This window comes from Streptomyces sp. GbtcB6 (assembly GCF_019091475.1).
Lineage (GTDB): Bacteria > Actinomycetota > Actinomycetes > Streptomycetales > Streptomycetaceae > Streptomyces > Streptomyces hyaluromycini.
In genome coordinates this window covers 139,039-155,685 of the sequence record NZ_JAGXJL010000014.1, presented here as the reverse complement: position 1 = coordinate 155,685, position 16,647 = coordinate 139,039, and the positions used below count along the sequence as shown (strand labels likewise).

Annotated in this window: 13 protein-coding genes and 1 tRNA gene; 6 read left to right on the top strand and 8 right to left on the bottom strand. The window is 71.6% G+C overall.

Annotated elements, in window-relative coordinates; genetic code table 11:
- The first annotated feature begins 112 nt into the window (after positions 1-112).
- On the top strand, positions 113-2,845 hold the full coding sequence (gene ppc / locus KVT45_RS24435; protein ID WP_217550840.1) for a phosphoenolpyruvate carboxylase: 2,733 nt from the start codon (positions 113-115) through the stop codon (positions 2,843-2,845).
- Between the two features lie 71 nt (positions 2,846-2,916).
- On the opposite strand, the gene KVT45_RS24430 is transcribed toward ppc, so the two are convergent.
- The 6 genes from KVT45_RS24430 to KVT45_RS24405 all read right to left on the bottom strand — a co-directional run bounded on the left by KVT45_RS24430 (position 2,917) and on the right by KVT45_RS24405 (position 7,817).
- Entirely contained in the window at positions 2,917-3,417 is a 501-nt protein-coding gene (locus tag KVT45_RS24430; protein ID WP_217550838.1) for a hypothetical protein, read from the bottom strand.
- Between the two features lie 42 nt (positions 3,418-3,459).
- A complete protein-coding gene (gene pth, locus KVT45_RS24425) occupies positions 3,460-4,062 on the bottom strand; it encodes an aminoacyl-tRNA hydrolase (RefSeq protein WP_217550836.1) in 603 nt (200 codons plus the stop codon).
- Positions 4,063-4,247: 185 nt separating this feature from the next.
- Positions 4,248-4,841 carry a 50S ribosomal protein L25/general stress protein Ctc gene (locus tag KVT45_RS24420; protein WP_217550834.1) on the bottom strand — a complete coding sequence of 198 codons (594 nt, stop codon included), beginning with the start codon at positions 4,839-4,841 and terminating at the stop codon, positions 4,248-4,250.
- 215 nt (positions 4,842-5,056) lie between these two features.
- Positions 5,057-6,037, bottom strand: coding sequence for a ribose-phosphate diphosphokinase (locus KVT45_RS24415; RefSeq protein WP_089102234.1), 981 nt, complete (start codon positions 6,035-6,037; stop codon positions 5,057-5,059).
- A gap of 141 nt (positions 6,038-6,178) precedes the next feature.
- Positions 6,179-7,627: a bifunctional UDP-N-acetylglucosamine diphosphorylase/glucosamine-1-phosphate N-acetyltransferase GlmU gene (glmU, locus tag KVT45_RS24410; RefSeq protein WP_217550832.1), complete on the bottom strand. Its 1,449-nt coding sequence runs from the start codon at positions 7,625-7,627 to the stop codon at positions 6,179-6,181.
- A gap of 115 nt (positions 7,628-7,742) precedes the next feature.
- Positions 7,743-7,817, bottom strand: a tRNA-Gln gene (locus tag KVT45_RS24405).
- A 412-nt stretch (positions 7,818-8,229) separates the two neighbouring features.
- Between KVT45_RS24405 and KVT45_RS24400 the strand changes: the two genes are divergently transcribed.
- Positions 8,230-9,549, top strand: coding sequence for a sensor histidine kinase (locus KVT45_RS24400; RefSeq protein WP_217550830.1), 1,320 nt, complete (start codon positions 8,230-8,232; stop codon positions 9,547-9,549).
- An 8-nt stretch (positions 9,550-9,557) separates the two neighbouring features.
- Here the strand turns inward: KVT45_RS24400 and KVT45_RS24395 are convergent, their stop codons facing one another.
- Positions 9,558-10,091 (bottom strand): SUKH-3 domain-containing protein, encoded by a 534-nt coding sequence (locus tag KVT45_RS24395; protein ID WP_217550829.1) that lies wholly within the window; start codon positions 10,089-10,091, stop codon positions 9,558-9,560.
- Between the two features lie 86 nt (positions 10,092-10,177).
- Positions 10,178-10,717 carry a YwqJ-related putative deaminase gene (locus KVT45_RS24390; RefSeq protein WP_217550827.1) on the bottom strand — a complete coding sequence of 180 codons (540 nt, stop codon included), beginning with the start codon at positions 10,715-10,717 and terminating at the stop codon, positions 10,178-10,180.
- 298 nt (positions 10,718-11,015) lie between these two features.
- Here KVT45_RS24390 and KVT45_RS24385 point away from each other — a divergent pair, with 298 nt between their 5' ends.
- The 4 genes from KVT45_RS24385 to KVT45_RS24370 all read left to right on the top strand — a co-directional run bounded on the left by KVT45_RS24385 (position 11,016) and on the right by KVT45_RS24370 (position 16,537).
- On the top strand, positions 11,016-12,002 hold the full coding sequence (locus KVT45_RS24385) for an SMI1/KNR4 family protein (protein ID WP_217550825.1): 987 nt from the start codon (positions 11,016-11,018) through the stop codon (positions 12,000-12,002).
- Positions 12,003-12,010: 8 nt separating this feature from the next.
- Positions 12,011-14,854, top strand: a complete 2,844-nt coding sequence (locus KVT45_RS24380) for an SUKH-4 family immunity protein (protein ID WP_217550823.1) — start codon at positions 12,011-12,013, stop codon at positions 14,852-14,854.
- 104 nt (positions 14,855-14,958) lie between these two features.
- The gene (locus tag KVT45_RS24375) at positions 14,959-15,888 is read left to right on the top strand and encodes an RNA polymerase subunit sigma-70 (RefSeq protein WP_217550821.1); all 930 of its coding nucleotides are present in this window, start codon (positions 14,959-14,961) and stop codon (positions 15,886-15,888) included.
- A 91-nt stretch (positions 15,889-15,979) separates the two neighbouring features.
- On the top strand, positions 15,980-16,537 hold the full coding sequence (locus tag KVT45_RS24370; protein ID WP_217550819.1) for a dihydrofolate reductase family protein: 558 nt from the start codon (positions 15,980-15,982) through the stop codon (positions 16,535-16,537).
- The last annotated feature ends 110 nt before the right edge of the window (positions 16,538-16,647 follow it).

The window sequence follows — 16,647 nt, the reverse complement described above, 5'->3', positions numbered from 1 at the left end:
GCTCTGTTTCCTTCCCTGATGTCCGGCCCCTATGCGGCCAGGCCCCGCCTGCCGTCCGGCCGACTGACGGGTTCCCTCCAGACGAGCTTCAACACTGCAAGGAGCCGCACCTGTGAGCAGTGCCGACGACCAGACCACCACGACCACCAGTGAGCTGCGCGCCGACATCCGCCGGCTGGGTGACCTCCTCGGCGAGACCCTCGTCCGCCAGGAGGGCCCCGAGCTGCTGGAACTCGTCGAGAAGGTCCGCCGCCTCACCCGCGAGGACGGCGAGGCCGCCGCCGACCTGCTGCGCGGCATCGAACTGGAGACCGCCGCCAAGCTGGTCCGGGCCTTCTCCACCTACTTCCATCTTGCCAACGTCACCGAGCAGGTGCACCGCGGCCGCGAGCTGCGCGCCCGCCGCGCCGCCGAGGGCGGCCTCCTCGCCCGCACCGCCGACCGGCTGAAGGACGCCGACCCCGAGCACCTGCGCCAGACCGTGCAGAACCTCAACGTCCGCCCGGTGTTCACGGCACACCCCACCGAGGCCGCACGCCGTTCGGTCCTCAACAAGCTCCGGCGCATCGCCGCGCTCCTGGACACCCCGGTCATCGAGTCCGACCGCCGCCGTACCGACATCCGCCTCGCCGAGAACATCGACCTGGTGTGGCAGACGGACGAGCTGCGCGTCGTACGCCCGGAGCCCGCCGACGAGGCCCGCAACGCCATCTACTACCTGGACGAACTGCACGCAGACGCGGTCGGAGACGTCCTGGAGGACCTGACGGCGGAGCTGGAGCGGGTCGGGGTGAAGCTGCCCGACGACACCCGGCCGCTCACCTTCGGCACCTGGATCGGCGGCGACCGCGACGGCAACCCCAACGTCACCCCCCAGGTCACCTGGGACGTCCTCATCCTCCAGCACGAGCACGGCATCAACGACGCCCTGGAGATGATCGACGAACTCCGCGGCTTCCTCTCCAACTCCATCCGCTACACCGGCGCCACCGAGGAACTCCTGGAGTCCCTGAAGGCCGACCTGGAGCTGCTGCCCGGGATCAGCCCCCGCTACAAGCGCCTCAACGCCGAGGAGCCCTACCGCCTCAAGGCCACCTGCATCCGGCAGAAGCTGACCAACACCAAGCAGCGCCTGGCCACCGGCACCCCGCACGAGCCCGGCCGCGACTACCTCGGCACCGCCGAACTCCTCGGCGACCTGCGCCTGATCCAGGCCTCCCTGCGCGAGCACCGCGGCGGCCTGTTCGCCGACGGCCGCCTGGCCCGGACGATCCGCACCCTCGCCGCGTTCGGCCTCCAGCTCGCCACCATGGACGTCCGCGAACACGCCGACGCCCACCACCACGCCCTCGGCCAGCTCTTCGACCGGCTCGGCGAGGAGTCCTGGCGCTACGCCGACATGCCCCGCGAGTACCGCGCCAAGCTCCTCGCCAAGGAGCTCAGGTCGCGAAGGCCGCTGGCCCCGACCCCGGCACCCGTGGACGCGGCCGGCGCGAAGACCCTGGGCGTCTTCGAGACCGTGAAGAAGGCCCTGGAGATCTTCGGCCCCGAGGTCGTCGAGTCGTACATCATCTCCATGTGCCAGGGCGCCGACGACGTCTTCGCCGCCGCGGTCCTCGCCCGCGAGGCGGGCCTGGTCGACCTGCACGCCGGCTGGGCGAAGGTCGGCATCGTGCCGCTCCTGGAGACCACCGACGAGCTCAAGGCCGCCGACACCATCCTTGAGGACATGCTCTCCGACCCGTCGTACCGCCGCCTGGTGGCACTGCGCGGGGACGTCCAGGAGGTCATGCTCGGCTACTCCGACTCCTCCAAGTTCGGCGGCATCACCACCTCCCAGTGGGAGATCCACCGCGCCCAGCGCCGGCTGCGCGACGTCGCCCACCGCTACGGCGTCCGGCTGCGTCTCTTCCACGGCCGCGGCGGCACCGTCGGCCGTGGCGGCGGCCCCTCCCACGACGCGATCCTCGCCCAGCCCTGGGGCACCCTGGAGGGCGAGATCAAGGTGACCGAGCAGGGCGAGGTCATCTCCGACAAGTACCTGATCCCGTCCCTGGCCAGGGAGAACCTGGAACTGACGGTCGCGGCGACCCTGCAGGCCTCCGCCCTGCACACGGCCCCCCGCCAGTCGGGGGAGGCCCTGGCCCGCTGGGACGCCGCGATGGACGCGGTGTCGGACGCCGCCCACGCGGCCTACCGCCGCCTGGTGGAGGACCCGGACCTGCCGACGTACTTCCTCGCGTCGACGCCGGTGGACCAGCTCGCCGACCTGCACCTGGGCTCCCGGCCCTCCCGCCGCCCCGGCTCCGGCGTCTCGCTCGACGGCCTGCGCGCCATCCCCTGGGTGTTCGGCTGGACCCAGTCCCGGCAGATCGTCCCCGGCTGGTTCGGCGTCGGTTCCGGTCTGAAGGCACTGCGCGAGGCGGGTCTGGACACCGTCCTGGACGAGATGCACGGACAGTGGCACTTCTTCCGCAACTTCGTCTCCAACGTCGAGATGACCCTCGCCAAGACGGACCTGCGGATCGCCCAGCACTACGTCGACACCCTCGTCCCCGACGAGCTCAAGCACGTCTTCGACACCATCAGGGCCGAGCACGAACTGACGGTCGCCGAGGTCCTGAAGATCACCGGTGAGGCCGAACTGCTGGACGCCACCCCGGCCCTCAAGCAGACCTTCACCATCCGCGACGCCTACCTGGACCCGATCTCCTACCTCCAGGTCACCCTCCTCAAGCGCCAGCGCGACGCGGCGGCAGCCGGAGAACAGGCCGACCCGCTGCTCGCCCGCGCGCTGCTCCTCACGGTCAACGGCGTGGCGGCCGGCCTGCGCAACACCGGCTGACGGCCCTCGGACACGGCGGTGCCCCCGGGGTCGTACACCCCGGGGGCACCCGTCGTCTCACTGCCCTCGTCTCACTGCAGCGCCCCGAACGCCGCCGTCAGCAGCGCGATCCCCGCACCCCCCAGCAGCCACGCCACGCGCGTCAGCCGCAGCCCCCCGGCCACCACCACAGACGCCAGCAGCAGCGCACCGCCGAGCGGCACCCAGGCGTACAGGATCCCGGCGGGACCGGACCGGACCACGTCCTCGGTGCCGGGCTTCACGATCACGTCGTACGTCTGCCCCTTGCGCACCGCGACCGACTTGCCGATGACGACACTCGCGCGCTTCGACGCACCGGCCGAGACGGGCGTGAACGGCCCCGTGCAGGTGTCGTCACCGCACGCCGTCACCTTGACGGTGCCCTGCTCCTTGCCCTTCGTCAGCATCACGTCCTGCGCGGTGCCCCAGGACCCCCACACCCCGGCGACCAGGATCAGCACGGCGACCGCGCCCATCGACAGGACACGCAGCGCGTTGACCGAGGCCGTACGGGAGGAAGCGGCGGAGGCAGCAGGCATGGCCGGGATCATTGGCCATGTCCCTACGGCCGGTCAACTGCCGTGGGGGACAAGTCAGGAGTTGTACGTGCTTTGCGCCCGCTCAAGACCCTCGATGACCAGCGCCTCCACCGCGTCGGCGGCCCGGTCCACGAAGTAGTCCAGTTCCTTGCGCTCGGCCGAGGAGAAGTCCTTCAGCACGAAGTCGGCGACCTGCATACGACCCGGAGGACGCCCGATCCCGAACCGCACCCGGTGATAGTCCGGCCCCATCGCCTTCGTCATCGACTTCAGCCCGTTGTGCCCGTTGTCGCCGCCGCCCAGCTTCAGGCGGAGGACGCCGTAGTCGATGTCCAGCTCGTCGTGGATCGCCACGATGTTGGCGACCGGCACCTTGTAGAAGTCGCGCAGCGCGTTGACGGGACCGCCGGAAAGATTCATGAACGACATCGGCTTCGCCAGGATCACCCGCCGGTTCTCGGGCCCCGGCGCCCCGAGCCGCCCCTCCACGACCTGCGCCTGCGCCTTCCCGGCCCGCTTGAACTTCCCCCCGATCCGCCCGGCGAGCAACTCCACGACCATGAACCCGACGTTGTGCCGGTTCATCGCGTACTCGGGCCCGGGATTACCGAGCCCGACGATCAGCCACGGGGCGTTGGCGGGGGTGGTCACGTCCATGTCTCCTTGATACGCGCCAGCCGCCGCTCCCGGGGGAACGGCGGCTGACCGTTGCTTAACCGCTTGCCGCTTGCGCGGACCGCTTACGGCTCACTGCTGTGGGCAATCGTTCCGCAAGGCGGAACGGGTGGGCACAGCCATCAGCGCCGGGGGCCTGGTCAGCAGACGGCACCTGAACCGACGGCTCAGGCCTCGGCGGCTTCCTCGGCCTCGCCCTCGCCCGCCGCGGCCTCCTCCGCCTGCGCGGCCAGGACCTGGAGGACGACCGCGTCCTCGTCGACGGCCAGGGTCGCGCCGGACGGCAGGGTGATGTCCTTGGCGAGGACGGAGGCGCCGGCCTCCAGGCCCTCGATCGAGACGATGACGGCCTCGGGGATGTGGGTGGCCTCGGCCTCGACCGGCAGCGCGTTGAGCACGTGCTCCAGCAGGTTGCCGCCGGCGGCCAGCTCGCCCTCGGTGTGCACCGGGATCTCGACCGTGACCTTCTCGCCGCGCTTGACCAGCAGCAGGTCGACGTGCTCCAGGAAGCCCTTGATCGGGTCGCGCACCACGGACTTCGGGATCGCCAGCTCGTTCGACTTGCCGTCGATGTCCAGGGAGATCAGGACGTTCGGCGTACGCAGCGCGAGCAGCAGCTCGTGGCCCGGGAGGGTCAGGTGGATCGGGTCCGAACCGTGGCCGTACAGGACACCGGGGACCTTGCTGTCACGGCGGATACGGCGCGCGGCACCCTTGCCGAACTCGCTGCGCGTCTCGGCGGCGATCTTCACCTCGGACATGGTGATCACTCCTCGTAGAGGTAGAAACGGACGTGGTCACCCGGCCACGAACGGCCTGCTACGAAGAGCGCGTCGATAACGGACCGCCGACACCTGCGCAAACAGGTACGGCCTCCCTCGCCGAGCAACTGCAGCAGTCTACTCGGAGGGGAGGCCGTACCCAAAAGGATCTTCAGCGGCAGCCGACGGAGGTCAGCTCAGCCGGTGCAGAAACCTCACTGCTCGTCGAAGAGGCTCGTCACCGAACCGTCCTCGAACACCTCACGCACCGCACTCGCGATCGTCGGCGCGATCGACAGCACCGTGATCTTGTCCAGATCCCGGCTCAGCTCGCCCGGCGTCGGCAGCGTGTTCGTCAGCACGAACTCGCTCACCCGCGAGTTCTTCAGCCGGTCCGCCGCCGGACCCGACAGCACACCGTGCGTCGCCGTCACGATGACGTCCTCCGCACCGTGCGCGAACAGCGCGTCCGCCGCCGCACAGATCGTGCCACCCGTGTCGATCATGTCGTCGACCAGGACACACACGCGCCCCTTGACCTCACCCACGACCTCGTGGACGGTCACCTGGTTCGCCACGTCCTTGTCGCGCCGCTTGTGCACGATGGCGAGGGGCGCACCGAGCCGGTCGCACCAGCGGTCGGCCACCCGAACCCGGCCGGCGTCGGGAGACACGATCGTCAGCTTGTCCTTGTCCACCTTCGCGCCGACGTAGTCCGCGAGCAGCGGAAGCGCGAACAGGTGGTCCACCGGGCCGTCGAAGAAGCCCTGGATCTGGTCCGTGTGCAGATCCACGGTCAGGATCCGGTCCGCGCCCGCGGTCTTCATCAGATCCGCGATCAGCCGCGCGGAGATCGGTTCACGACCACGGTGCTTCTTGTCCTGCCGCGCGTAACCGTAGAAGGGCACGATCACCGTGACGGAGCGTGCCGACGCGCGCTTCAGCGCGTCGATCATGATCAGTTGTTCCATGATCCACTGGTTGATCGGAGCCGTGTGGCTCTGGATCACGAAACAGTCGGCGCCGCGCGCCGACTCCTGGTAGCGGACGTAGATCTCGCCGTTCGCGAAGTCGAAGGCCTTCGTCGGGACGACCCCGACACCCAGCTGGTGGGCGACCTCCTCGGCAAGCTCGGGGTGGGCGCGGCCGGAGAAGAACATCATCTTCTTCTCGCCGGTCGTCTTGAACCCGGTCACAGCACTGTCTCCTCAGAGGTGTCTCAGCCGTACAGCTGGATCTCCAGCGCCCTGAGTGCCGGGCGCGGGAGGCCGAAACAGCTGGTTAGGTGCGGGTGTGCACTTATCACGGTACGACGTCTTCGGCGCACCTGTTTCCGGTCAGTCCTCGCTCACGCCCCGCCGGGAAGCCGCCTCGGCAGCCTTCGCGGCCGAGCTCCCCGGACGCTTCCGCGCCACCCAACCCTCGATATTCCGCTGCTGACCGCGGGCCACGGCCAGCGAACCGGGCGGCACATCCTTCGTGATCACAGATCCGGCAGCGGTGTACGCACCGTCCCCGATCGTGACAGGCGCCACAAACATGTTGTCCGAACCCGTCTTGCAGTGCGACCCGACGGTGGTGTGGTGCTTGCTTTCCCCGTCGTAGTTCACGAACACGCTCGCCGCACCGATGTTCGAGTACTCGCCGATCGTCGCGTCACCCACGTAGGAGAGATGCGGAATCTTCGTCCCCTCCCCGATCGACGCGTTCTTCGTCTCCACGTACGTGCCGATCTTGCCCTTCGCCCCCAGCCGGGTCCCCGGCCGCAGATAGGCGTACGGTCCCACAGACGCGTCCGCGCCGACATGGGCGGAATCGGACACCGTGTTGTTCACCCGCGCCCCCGCACCCACCCGGGTGTCCTTCAGCCGGCTGTTCGGCCCGACCTCGGCACCCTGCGCCAGATGCGTCGAACCGAGCAACTGCGTCCCCGGGTGGACGACGGCGTCCTGCTCGAAGGTCACCGTCACGTCCACCCACGTCGTCGCCGGGTCCACGACGGTCACGCCGTCGAGCATCGCCCGCTCCAGCAACCGGTCGTTCAGGATGCGGCGCGCCTCCGCCAGCTGCACCCGGTTGTTGATCCCGGCGATCTCCCGGTGGTCGCCGGCCACCGAGGCCCCCACCCGGTGCCCGGCCTCCCGCAGGATCCCGAGCACGTCGGTCAGGTACTCCTCGCCCTGGCTGTTGTCCGTCCGCACCTTCCCCAGCGCGTCCGCCAGCAGCCGGCCGTCGAACGCGAACACCCCGGAGTTGATCTCCCGGATCGCCCGCTGCGCCTCGGAGGCGTCCTTGTGCTCCACGATGGCCGTCACCGCACCGGAGGCGGCGTCGCGCACGATACGGCCGTAACCGGTCGCGTCCGGCACCTCGGCGGTCAGCACGGTCACCGCGTTGCCGTCGCCGTGATGCGTTCCGGTGAGCCGCTTCAACGTCTCCCCGGTCAGCAGCGGGGTGTCCCCGCAGACCACGACAACGGTCCCGTCGACCGCCCCGCCCAGCTCCTCCAGCGCGATCCGCACGGCGTGCCCGGTGCCGTTCTGCCGCTCCTGCACGGCGGTACGGACGGCGGCGTCGACCTCTCCGAGATGCGCGGCGACCTGCTCGCGCGCGTGCCCGACGACGACGACCAGGTTCTCGGGGTTCAACTCACGGGAGGCGGCGAGCACATGACCCACCAGGGAACGGCCACAGATCTCATGCAGGACCTTCGGTGTGGCCGACTTCATACGGGTGCCCTCACCCGCTGCGAGAACGACGACGGCTGCCGGGCGAATGGCGCTCACGGAGTTGCCCTTCGGCTTTTTGGATGGGTGGGGGTGACATCCGCAGGATACCGGGGCGTTTCGTGGGGGACATGGGAGCGGGCCCTGACGGAGCTGTCAGGGCCCGAACCGGGTATGGCTCCCCCGCCAGGACTCGAACCCGGACAGATGGCACCAAAAGCCACAGTGCTGCCAATTACACCACGGGGGAATATTCGCGACCGAACCGGATATTTAGTCAGGTCGCCGAGTGGCGCTCCCTACTATGCCGTACCAGGTGCCCTCGATGCGACGGTACAGATCCGCGCTCCGCGGGACGCTGATCACGGGACAACCCCCTTGGGCTCCGCCGACGTTCTTGCGGACCGTTTTGGGGTTGTGCTCTTTCGGGGTTGTCTTGTGGACGCGGTCGTACGTCCAGCCCTGCAGCCGCAACTCCCGGGCCCTGGTCCGCGGGTCGCATACCGTCCGGGTGGAATGGCTGATTCCGTGCTCGAACGTGAGTGGTTCAGTAGTTCGAGGGATATCAAGGGGTTTCGGTGTTGTTCGGTTACGGAGTGTGGTGTAGGCGAGTAGACGAAACTCACCGGAAAAGCCCACCCTTGCGCCCGTAGGCTGGAGGCATGACCACGACGGGGGCAGACCACGCGACGGCCTTGACCGGGCCGTGGTGGTGGTCGCGGTGGCGTAGTGCGGTTCTGGACGTGGGGCTCGCACTGGTGTCGGCGCTGGAGTGCGCCGCGGAGGGGATTCCGTTCGCGCGGGACGCGGGGATCCCGCTGTCGGCGGGGATCGTGTTCGGTTTGCTGGCCGGTTCCGTACTGGTGCTGCGGCGTAAGTGGCCGATCGCCGTGGTGCTGGTCGCGATCGCTATCACGCCGGCCCAGATGGGTTTCCTGATGGGCATCGTCGGCCTCTACACCCTCGCCGCGGCGGAGCTGCCGCGGCGGATCATCGTGGCGCTGGCCGGGATGTCGCTGCTCGGGACGATGATCGTGACGTTCGTGCGGGTGAAGCAGGACATGGCGCGGGGGGATCTGACGCTGGGCGACTGGTTCGTGCCCTTCGCGGCGGTGACGACCTCGCTGGGGCTGACCGCTCCGCCGGTGCTGCTGGGGTTGTACGTGGGTGCGCGGCGGCGCCTGATGGAGAGCCTGCGGGAGCGGGCGGACAGTCTGGAGCGGGAGCTTCAGCTGCTCGCGGAGCGGGCGGAGGAGCGGGCGGAGTGGGCGCGGGGCGAGGAACGGACGCGGATCGCGCGGGAGATGCATGACGTGGTCGCGCACCGGGTGTCGTTGATGGTGGTGCATGCGGCGGCCTTGCAGGCGGTGGCGCGGAAGGATCCCGAGAAGGCGGTGCGGAACGCGGCGCTGGTGGGGGACATGGGGCGCCAGGCGTTGACGGAGCTGCGGGAGATGCTGGGGGTGCTGCGTTCGGGGGAGGCCGCTCAGCGGCGTACGGCGCCGGCTTCCGCGTCGGCCTCGGTGCCGTTGGCGGCCGTGGGGGTGGCGGCCGCGGCGGCGGCTTCGCGGGTGGCGGAGGAGGAGGGGCCGTGGCTGTCGGAGCTGGAGGTGCTGATCGGGCAGTCGGCGGCGGCGGGGATGGTGGTGGATCTGTCGGTCGAGGGCGCTGTGCGGTCGTACACGGCGTTGATCGAGCAGACGGCGTTCCGGGTGGTGCAGGAGGCGCTGACGAACGTCCACAAGCACGCGGCGGGTGCGAAGACGCATGTGCGGCTGGCGCACCGGGTGGCGGAGATCGCGATGCAGGTGGAGAACGAGCCGCCGCCGGAGCCGGCCTCGGCGGCGTCGGCGGGGTTGCCGTCGGGTGGGAACGGTCTGGTGGGGATGCGTGAGCGGGTGCTGGGGCTGGGCGGGGTGTTCGTGTCGGGGCCGACCGATGCCGGGGGTTTTCGGGTGTCGGCGGTGATTCCGGCGGCCTGACCCGTCGGTTACGACTGGGTGGTGAGGCGTTGGGGTTCGACGCCCGCGATGAGGGTGGTCAGGGCCTGGTCGATGTCGGGGCCGAGGTACCAGTCGCCGGTGTGGTCGAGGGTGTAGACACGGCCCTCGGCGTCGATGGCGAGGAGGGAGTGGGTGTCGGTCTCCGCGCCGAGGGGGCAGACCTCGGTGTCGAGGGCGCGGCCGAGGTCGCCGAGGGTGCGGGCGAGGTGGAGGCCGTGCAGGGGGTCGAGGTGGAGGGTGGCGGGGGCGATCTGGCGGCCGGTGCCGGTGGGGTTGACCTGCAGGCCGCCGAACTCGGCCCAGGCCTCCACCGCGGCGGGGAAGACGGCGTGCCGGTGTCCGGCGGGTGAGGCGTGGTCGCGCAGGGCGTCGGCCCAGACCTCGGCCTGCTTTATGTCCCAGCGCCCGGGTTGCCAGCCGGCGGCGCGCAGGGCTGCGTCGACGGGCGCGGAGAAGCGCGATGGGGATCCTCCCGGTCGCGCGAAGCCGAGACTGGGGGATGAGGTGCGGTCGGCGTGCATCTGCCCTTCGATCGTCCTGGTTCGTGTACGGGTGCGCGTGCGGGTGCTCTGTGTGTCTGTCTGCGTCTGTCTGTGTGTGGGGTGCGTCAGGCGTCGGTGGTGGTGGGGTCGACGACGCGGACGCCGAAGTGGGCGGTGAGGGCGGCGCAGGCCCGGCAGGGGGCCGCGAAGCTGCCGTGCAGCGGGTCGCCGTCCTCGCGTATGCGGCGGGCGGTGAGTTTGGCCTGCTTGAGGGCCTTGCGGGCTTCGCCGTTGGTCATGGGTTTGCGCAGGGCGCGTTTGCTGCGGGCGGCGTCGGCAACGCCGATGTGGCGTGAGATGAGGATGGCTTCGGCGCAGCGGCCGGTGAAGCGGTCGCGTTGTCCGCTGGGGAGTGTGTCGAGGAACTCCTGGACCAGCGGGTGCAGCGGGGGCGGCTGGTCGCCGCGGGCGGCGGTGCCGGTGAGGGTGGCGCCGCGGACCGAGAGGGCGGCGGCGACGGTGGGCAGGATGCCGTCGCGGCGGTGCTGGAGGGTGGGCGCGGGAGGTATTTCGCTGCTGCTCCAGCCGATGCGGGGGTCGCCGTTGAGGGCGCCGTGGGCGGCGCCGGACATGGCGGTGTGTGGTCCTGTCTGTGTGGCGTTCATGATCGTCTTCCCCTCCCGGGGATCCCCCCGAAAGTCACAGACTGCCAAATCCCGTGGCGGGTGCGGAAGCTGGGGCGGTGCGACACGCCCGGGTTTGGGCAGGCTGTCACGGCGGGGTGACGGCTGGTCACTGAACCGGAGGGCCGGTGACCGGGGTTCGTGTACCGCATAGGCTGTCGGCACCGCGATGGGCGCGGTCGACGCGTCTGGGACGTGGGAGAGACAGCCGGATACGGGCCGTGGCGCGCCGCAGGGGTGTGGTGTCGGTTCGTACAGAGTGCCGCAGGGGGCAACCGTCATGACGACAGGTCGGCTCGGGCAGCAAGCCGCGCCGCCGAACGCGGCCTATGCCGGGCAGGTCGTGCATTTCCCGGATCCGGTCCGGGCGGCACGTCACCCGAGAGGGGTACGGATCGACGAGCGTGGCTACCCCGACTTCTCGCCCTACGCGCGCGCGGCGGCCGAGATCGCCGATCCGCCGGAGGGTTTCGGGGTCGACGAGCTGCGGCTGACGGACTTCGTGTCCGCGAACGCGGTGCTGTCGGCTTCGGGGCATGAACTGTGGGACACGGTGCCGGCGGTGGCGACGCCGCACGGCTGGACCTGGCATCACGTGGTGGGGTCGCGGCGGCTGGAGCTGGTCCCGGTCGAAGTGAAGGCCTTGCTGCGGCACCACGGTGGGGTGGCGACGACGCGGGTGGACCACGGCAAGCGGGGGACGCGGCCGTTGCAGGAGACGCGTCCGGCGCACTTCGGGCTGCCGAAGTCGGGTGTGGCGGTGTCGGAGTCGCAGGTGCAGGGGGTCGAGGAGGATCTCGGGTACCGGCTGCCGGGTGCGTACCGTTCGTTCCTGAAGGCGGCGGGCGGCTGCGCGCCGGTGGGCACGGCCCTGGACGCGGGCCTCGGACTGCTGGTGGACCAGCCGTTCTTCACGGTCCGCGACGAGGCGGCGGTGAACGACCTCGTGTACGTCAACAAGTGCCTGCGCGACCATCTGACCAAGGACTACCTGGGTGTCACCTTCGTGCAGGGCGGTCTGCTCGCGGTGAAGGTGAAGGGCGACCGGCTGGGTTCGGTGTGGTTCTGTGCGTACGACGACGCGCGTGACGTGGATCCGGGGTGGTCGCCGGCGGAGCGGGTGGAGCGTCTGCTGCTGCCCTGCGGTGAGGACTTCGACGTGTTCCTGTCGCGGCTGGCGGGGTCGCCGCCGGAGTTGGAGACGGTGGCGAACCTGATGGTCGACGGTGGTTTCGCGCGTGCCGCTTCGGTCGGCTCGGGGGAGTGAGGTCCGGCATGGTGACGTTCGCGCAGGCGCAGGAGCGCGCGGAAGAGTGGATCAACGGCGATGTGCCGGCCTACCAGCATCGTGAGGTGCGGGTGCGGGAGTTCGGCCTCGGGTTCGTGGTGTGGGGCGAGGACCGTGCGGAGGGTCCGCGGTCGGACGCGGGCGGGCAGCGGCTGGTCATCGCCCGTGACAGCGGTGAGGCCACGCTGTGGCCGGCGCTGCCGGTGGGCGAGGTGATCCGCCGGTACGAGGAGGAGTACGGCCGTGAGGCGGAGATCGCCGACGCGGTGCCGGCGCCTGCGGCCCGGGTGGACCTGAACCAGACGTCGTTCCTGTTGAGCCCTCCGGAGTGGCTCCAGGAGGCGGCGGACAAGCTGGGTATTCAGGATCGGCGCCCGGGGAGTGACGGGGCGTCGGCCGGTGCCGGTGCCGGCTTCGGCTCCGGTGCGGGCTCCGCTGGGCTTGCCGAGACGCAGGCCGGGGTGCCGGCGGCGGCCGGCGGAGCCGGTCCGGCGGGGGGCGGTGGTGCTTCCTGGCCGGCGGCCGGCGGGGCGCCGGGGCCGTCGAGTGCGCCGGGCGTGCACAACGTGCCGGCCGGTGCGACTCCTTGGGCCGGTACCGACACGAACGCCGATGCCGGTGAGGACCGTTCCGTCCCGTTGCCCGCGACGGTGTTCGCGCCGCCGCTGAGCGATGTGGATGACGGTGTCCTGGGAGATGCCGAGACGGCGCTGATGGCGGGGGGCAGCCAGCTGCCCCGCACGGCGGTGTCTCCGACGCTCGACGATCCGGGTGCGCCGGGTGCGCCGGGTGCGCCGGGTGCGCAGGGCATGCAAGGCGTGCAGGGTGCGCCGGGCGTGCAGGGTGGTGCGCCGCAGGGCGGCACGCCTCCGCAGCCTCCGCGGGACGCCCCGCCGTACGGCTACCCACAGGGACCGGCGGCCCCGGGTGCGCCCGCGACCCCGCCCGCGCCTTCTTACGGCTATCCGCAGGCGCCGGCCGCTCCGGGCTACGGCTATCCGCAGGCACCGGCCGGTGCTCCGGGCGCGCCCCGGCCCCCGGCGAATCCGGCGGGCCCGGCCGCTCCGGGGCGGCCTCTCGCGCCCAACGCCAGTGACATAGCGGACGCCGCGACGAGCAAGGCCGCACCTCCGCCGCGCAGGGCGCGTGGCGGGGCAGGCGCGCCGCCTCCGCCGCCGGGCGCCCCGGGAGCGCCGGGCGCTCACCCCGGGGGCACGCCTCAGCCGCCCGCGCCGGGTGCGCCGGGTGCGCCGGCGGGCGGGTACGCGCCGACGCAGATGGTGTCGGCGTTGGGGCCCAAGGGGCCTGAAGGTCCGGCGCAGGTGCCGGGCGTGCAGACTCCGCCGGGCGCCCCCAACTCGCCCGGTGCGCCGGGTACTCCGGGTGGCACGCCGCCGGGCGACGTCCATCGCGCGGCCACGATGCTGGCCGACCCGAGCGGGATGGGCGGGGGCGCGCAGCAGCCTCCGAGCGCCCCGCGTATGCCTGGCGCTCCGGGTGCGCAGGGTGTGCCGAGCGCCCCGGGCGTGCCTCCCGTGCCGGGCGTACCTCAGCCCCCGAGCGGCGCCCCTGGCACGCCTCCCGCGCCCGGCGGTGCGCAGGGCGCTGCCGCTGGTCCGGGCGGAGCGCCGGTACACCATGCGGAGACCGTGCTGGCCGCGCCTCCGGTGGGCGCTCCGGGTGCCCCCGGTATGCCGCCGGGCGCCGCACAGATGCCGCCCCCGATGCCGGCCGGTGCGATGCCGCCGCCTCCCGGGCAGCCCATGCCGGGTCAGCCCTTGCCGGGTCAGCCCTTGCCGGGGCAGCCCGTACCCGGGCAGCAGCCGCCGGCGTACGGCTACCCGCCGCAGCAGGGGCAGCCGACGGTCGGGCCGGGTTATCAGGCGGTGCTGCGCTACCGGGCGCAGGACGGTTCGGAACAGCAGCTGATCCGGCGTTCGGCGCCGGGCACACCGCACCCGGAGTGGCAGATCTTCCACGAGCTGCGGGCGATGAACGTGCCGCCGGACCAGGTGCTGGAGCTGCACACGGAGCTGGAGTCGTGCGAGCTGCCGGGTGCCTACTGTGCGCGGATGATCCGGGAGCAGTGGCCGCAGGCGCGGCTGGCGAGCATCGCACCGTACGGGACGGACCACGCGAGCCGGCAGCAGGGGATGCGGCAGTTGCTGGCGCATCAGGGCGAGTTGCACCAGGTGGCGGCGGGTCCCGCGCGGCCCGCGCCGGTGCGGGCGCCGTTGCCGCAGGTGCAGGCGGCGCCGCCGATCCCGCCGGAGGCGATCGCGCAGGAGCTGGCGGCGGCGTTCGGTCCTGGCGTGTTCCGGTTCGAGCAGGCGGCGGTGTCGCGGCAGGGTGTGCCGCCGATCGTGGCGCACACGCTGGTGGCGGCGGGGCTGCCGCTGGACATGGGGCCGTTCTTCTGGGCGCAGGCGCAGCCGGGCCGTCCGGTGCCGACGCTGGCGGAGCTGGCGCAGGAGCGCGGGTTGCAGCCGGCGCCGGACGCGGCGTCGTACCTCGTCATGGGGACCGACTTCGGCAAGGCGGTCTGTGTGCAGTACGGCACCGCGAACATCGTGGCCGTGCCCGTGGAGGCGGGGCCGGGCGGGGCGTCCGTGCCGCCGCAGTTCGTGAACACGGGGCTGCCGGAGTTCGCCCGCTGTCTGGCCCTGCTGGGCCGGATGTGGCGGCTCAGGTTCGGCCTGAACCAGGAGCAGGCGGGCCGCTGGACCGTCGACTTCCAGGCCCAGCTGGCCTCCCTGGACCCGGCGGCGCTCGGCTCGCCGGAGAGCTGGTGGTCGGTGCTGCTGGAGCAGATGTGGGACGGGCTGCTCTAGCGCGGGGGTAGGACGGCCGTACGGGGGCCGGTCGGGTCGGGAGACCGGACCGGCCCCCCACGCGCGCGTGCCCCACTGTCGTACCGCGCGGGCATGATGGGCGGATGGACTTCGAGCCGTACCGGGGCGAGTTGGTGGCGTACTGCTATCGGATGCTGGGCTCGTTCCACGAGGCCGAGGACCTGGTGCAGGAGACCATGCTGCGGGCCTGGAAGGCGCGTGAGCGCTACGACCCCGCGCGGGCGTCCGTGCGGACCTGGCTGTACCGGATCGCGACGAACGTGTGCCTGACGGCGCTCCAGGGGCGCGTGCGGCGGCCGTTGCCGTCGGGGCTCGGGGCACCTGGTGCGGACCCGGAGGCGCCGCTCACGCCCGCGCCGGACGTGCCGTGGCTGGAGCCGTTCCCGGACGCGCGCTTCGACGTGGAGGCGCGCACCGATCTGCGGCTCGCGCTGGTGGCGGCGCTCCAGCTGCTGCCCGCGCGGCAGCGGGCGGTGCTGGTGCTGCGCGAGGTGCTGGAGTTCAGTGCCGCGGAGGTCGCCGACCAGTTGGAGACCTCGGTCCCGGCCGTGAACAGCGCACTTCAGCGGGCGCGCGCCGCGCTCGCGGGGGCGGGCGGGGCGGACGAGGTGAGCGAGCCGGACGATCCCGAGGTGCGGGCGGCGGTCCTGAGGTACCAACAGGCGTTCGAGGCGGCCGATGTGCCCGCGCTGGTGCGGCTGCTCACCGACGACGCGGTGCTGGAGATGCCGCCGCTGCCGCTTTGGTACCGGGGCCGCGGCGACTACGGCCTGTTCATGGAGCGGGTGTTCCGGCTCCGTGGCACCGGCTGGCGCACGCGCTCCCTCACCGCGGGCGGACAGCCCGCGCTCGTCGCGTACGCCCCGGAGCCGGGCGGCGGGCACCGGCTGCACTCCGTGCAGGTCCTCACGGTCACCGGCGGCGGCCGGGTCGCGCGCAACGTGGTGTTCACGGACCCGCGCGTGCTGACGGCGTGCGCGCCGGCTCAGCCGCCTGTGGCTCCCGCCGGCTGAGACGATCGGGAAAGAAGTTCCCGGGACGGCGATGAGCCCGCCCGGTGCCGCCGGTATGTACCGGTGACCATCGAGCGAAGGGACAACCGTCATGAGCGTTGTCGTCATCCAATTCACCACCCTGGACGGGATCGTGTCCGACCCGGACGGCACCGAGGGCACGCCGTACGGCGGCTGGCTCTTCCGGTTCGGCCCGGAGGAGATCTCCGGGGACAGGTTCGGCCTGGGCCGCACCCTGGACGAGGGGGTCGTACTGCTGGGGCGGTCCACCTGGGAGGCCTTCTCGAAGCTGTGGCCGGGCCGCGACGACCCGTCCTCCGCGCGCCTGAACGCCGCGCCGAAGCTGGTCGCCTCCCGCACCCTGACCGACGTGTCCGCGTGGGCGAACTCCCGTCTCGTCGACGGCGATCTCCTGGACGCCGTCAAGACCGAGCAGCGGGACGTGGTCGTCATGGGCAGCCTCGGTGTCGTCCACGCTCTGGCGGCCGCCGACCTGGTCGACGAGTACTGGCTGCTGACCTTCCCCACCGTCCTTGGCACCGGCCGGCCGCTGTTCCCGGCCGGCGGCCCGCCCGCCGAACTGGAGTGCCTGGCGGCGGAACGAGCGGGCGCCTTGGTGCTGACCCGCTACCGCAGGGCGCGCGGCTGAGCGTGCACGCCCCCTGACGTGCTTGCCGTCCCCCGGCGTGGCGTGCGGTGTTTCGAGAGCGGCATGCGGAGTGTCGCGTTATGAACACTTACGTCCGATCCATCAAGATG

Bases quoted from the DNA above. Each gene is read 5' to 3' on its own strand.
- KVT45_RS24370 (WP_217550819.1), top strand. From the start codon at position 15,980: ATGAGCGTTGTCGTCATCCAATTCACCACCCTGGACGGGATCGTGTCC.
- KVT45_RS24375 (WP_217550821.1), top strand. From the start codon at position 14,959: ATGGACTTCGAGCCGTACCGGGGCGAGTTGGTGGCGTACTGCTATCGG.
- KVT45_RS24385 (WP_217550825.1), top strand. From the start codon at position 11,016: ATGACGACAGGTCGGCTCGGGCAGCAAGCCGCGCCGCCGAACGCGGCC.
- KVT45_RS24400 (WP_217550830.1), top strand. From the start codon at position 8,230: ATGACCACGACGGGGGCAGACCACGCGACGGCCTTGACCGGGCCGTGG.
- KVT45_RS24390 (WP_217550827.1), bottom strand. From the start codon at position 10,717: ATGAACGCCACACAGACAGGACCACACACCGCCATGTCCGGCGCCGCC.
- KVT45_RS24380 (WP_217550823.1), top strand. From the start codon at position 12,011: ATGGTGACGTTCGCGCAGGCGCAGGAGCGCGCGGAAGAGTGGATCAAC.
- pth (WP_217550836.1), bottom strand. From the start codon at position 4,062: ATGGACGTGACCACCCCCGCCAACGCCCCGTGGCTGATCGTCGGGCTC.
- KVT45_RS24395 (WP_217550829.1), bottom strand. From the start codon at position 10,091: ATGCACGCCGACCGCACCTCATCCCCCAGTCTCGGCTTCGCGCGACCG.
- KVT45_RS24430 (WP_217550838.1), bottom strand. From the start codon at position 3,417: ATGATCCCGGCCATGCCTGCTGCCTCCGCCGCTTCCTCCCGTACGGCC.
- KVT45_RS24420 (WP_217550834.1), bottom strand. From the start codon at position 4,841: ATGTCCGAGGTGAAGATCGCCGCCGAGACGCGCAGCGAGTTCGGCAAG.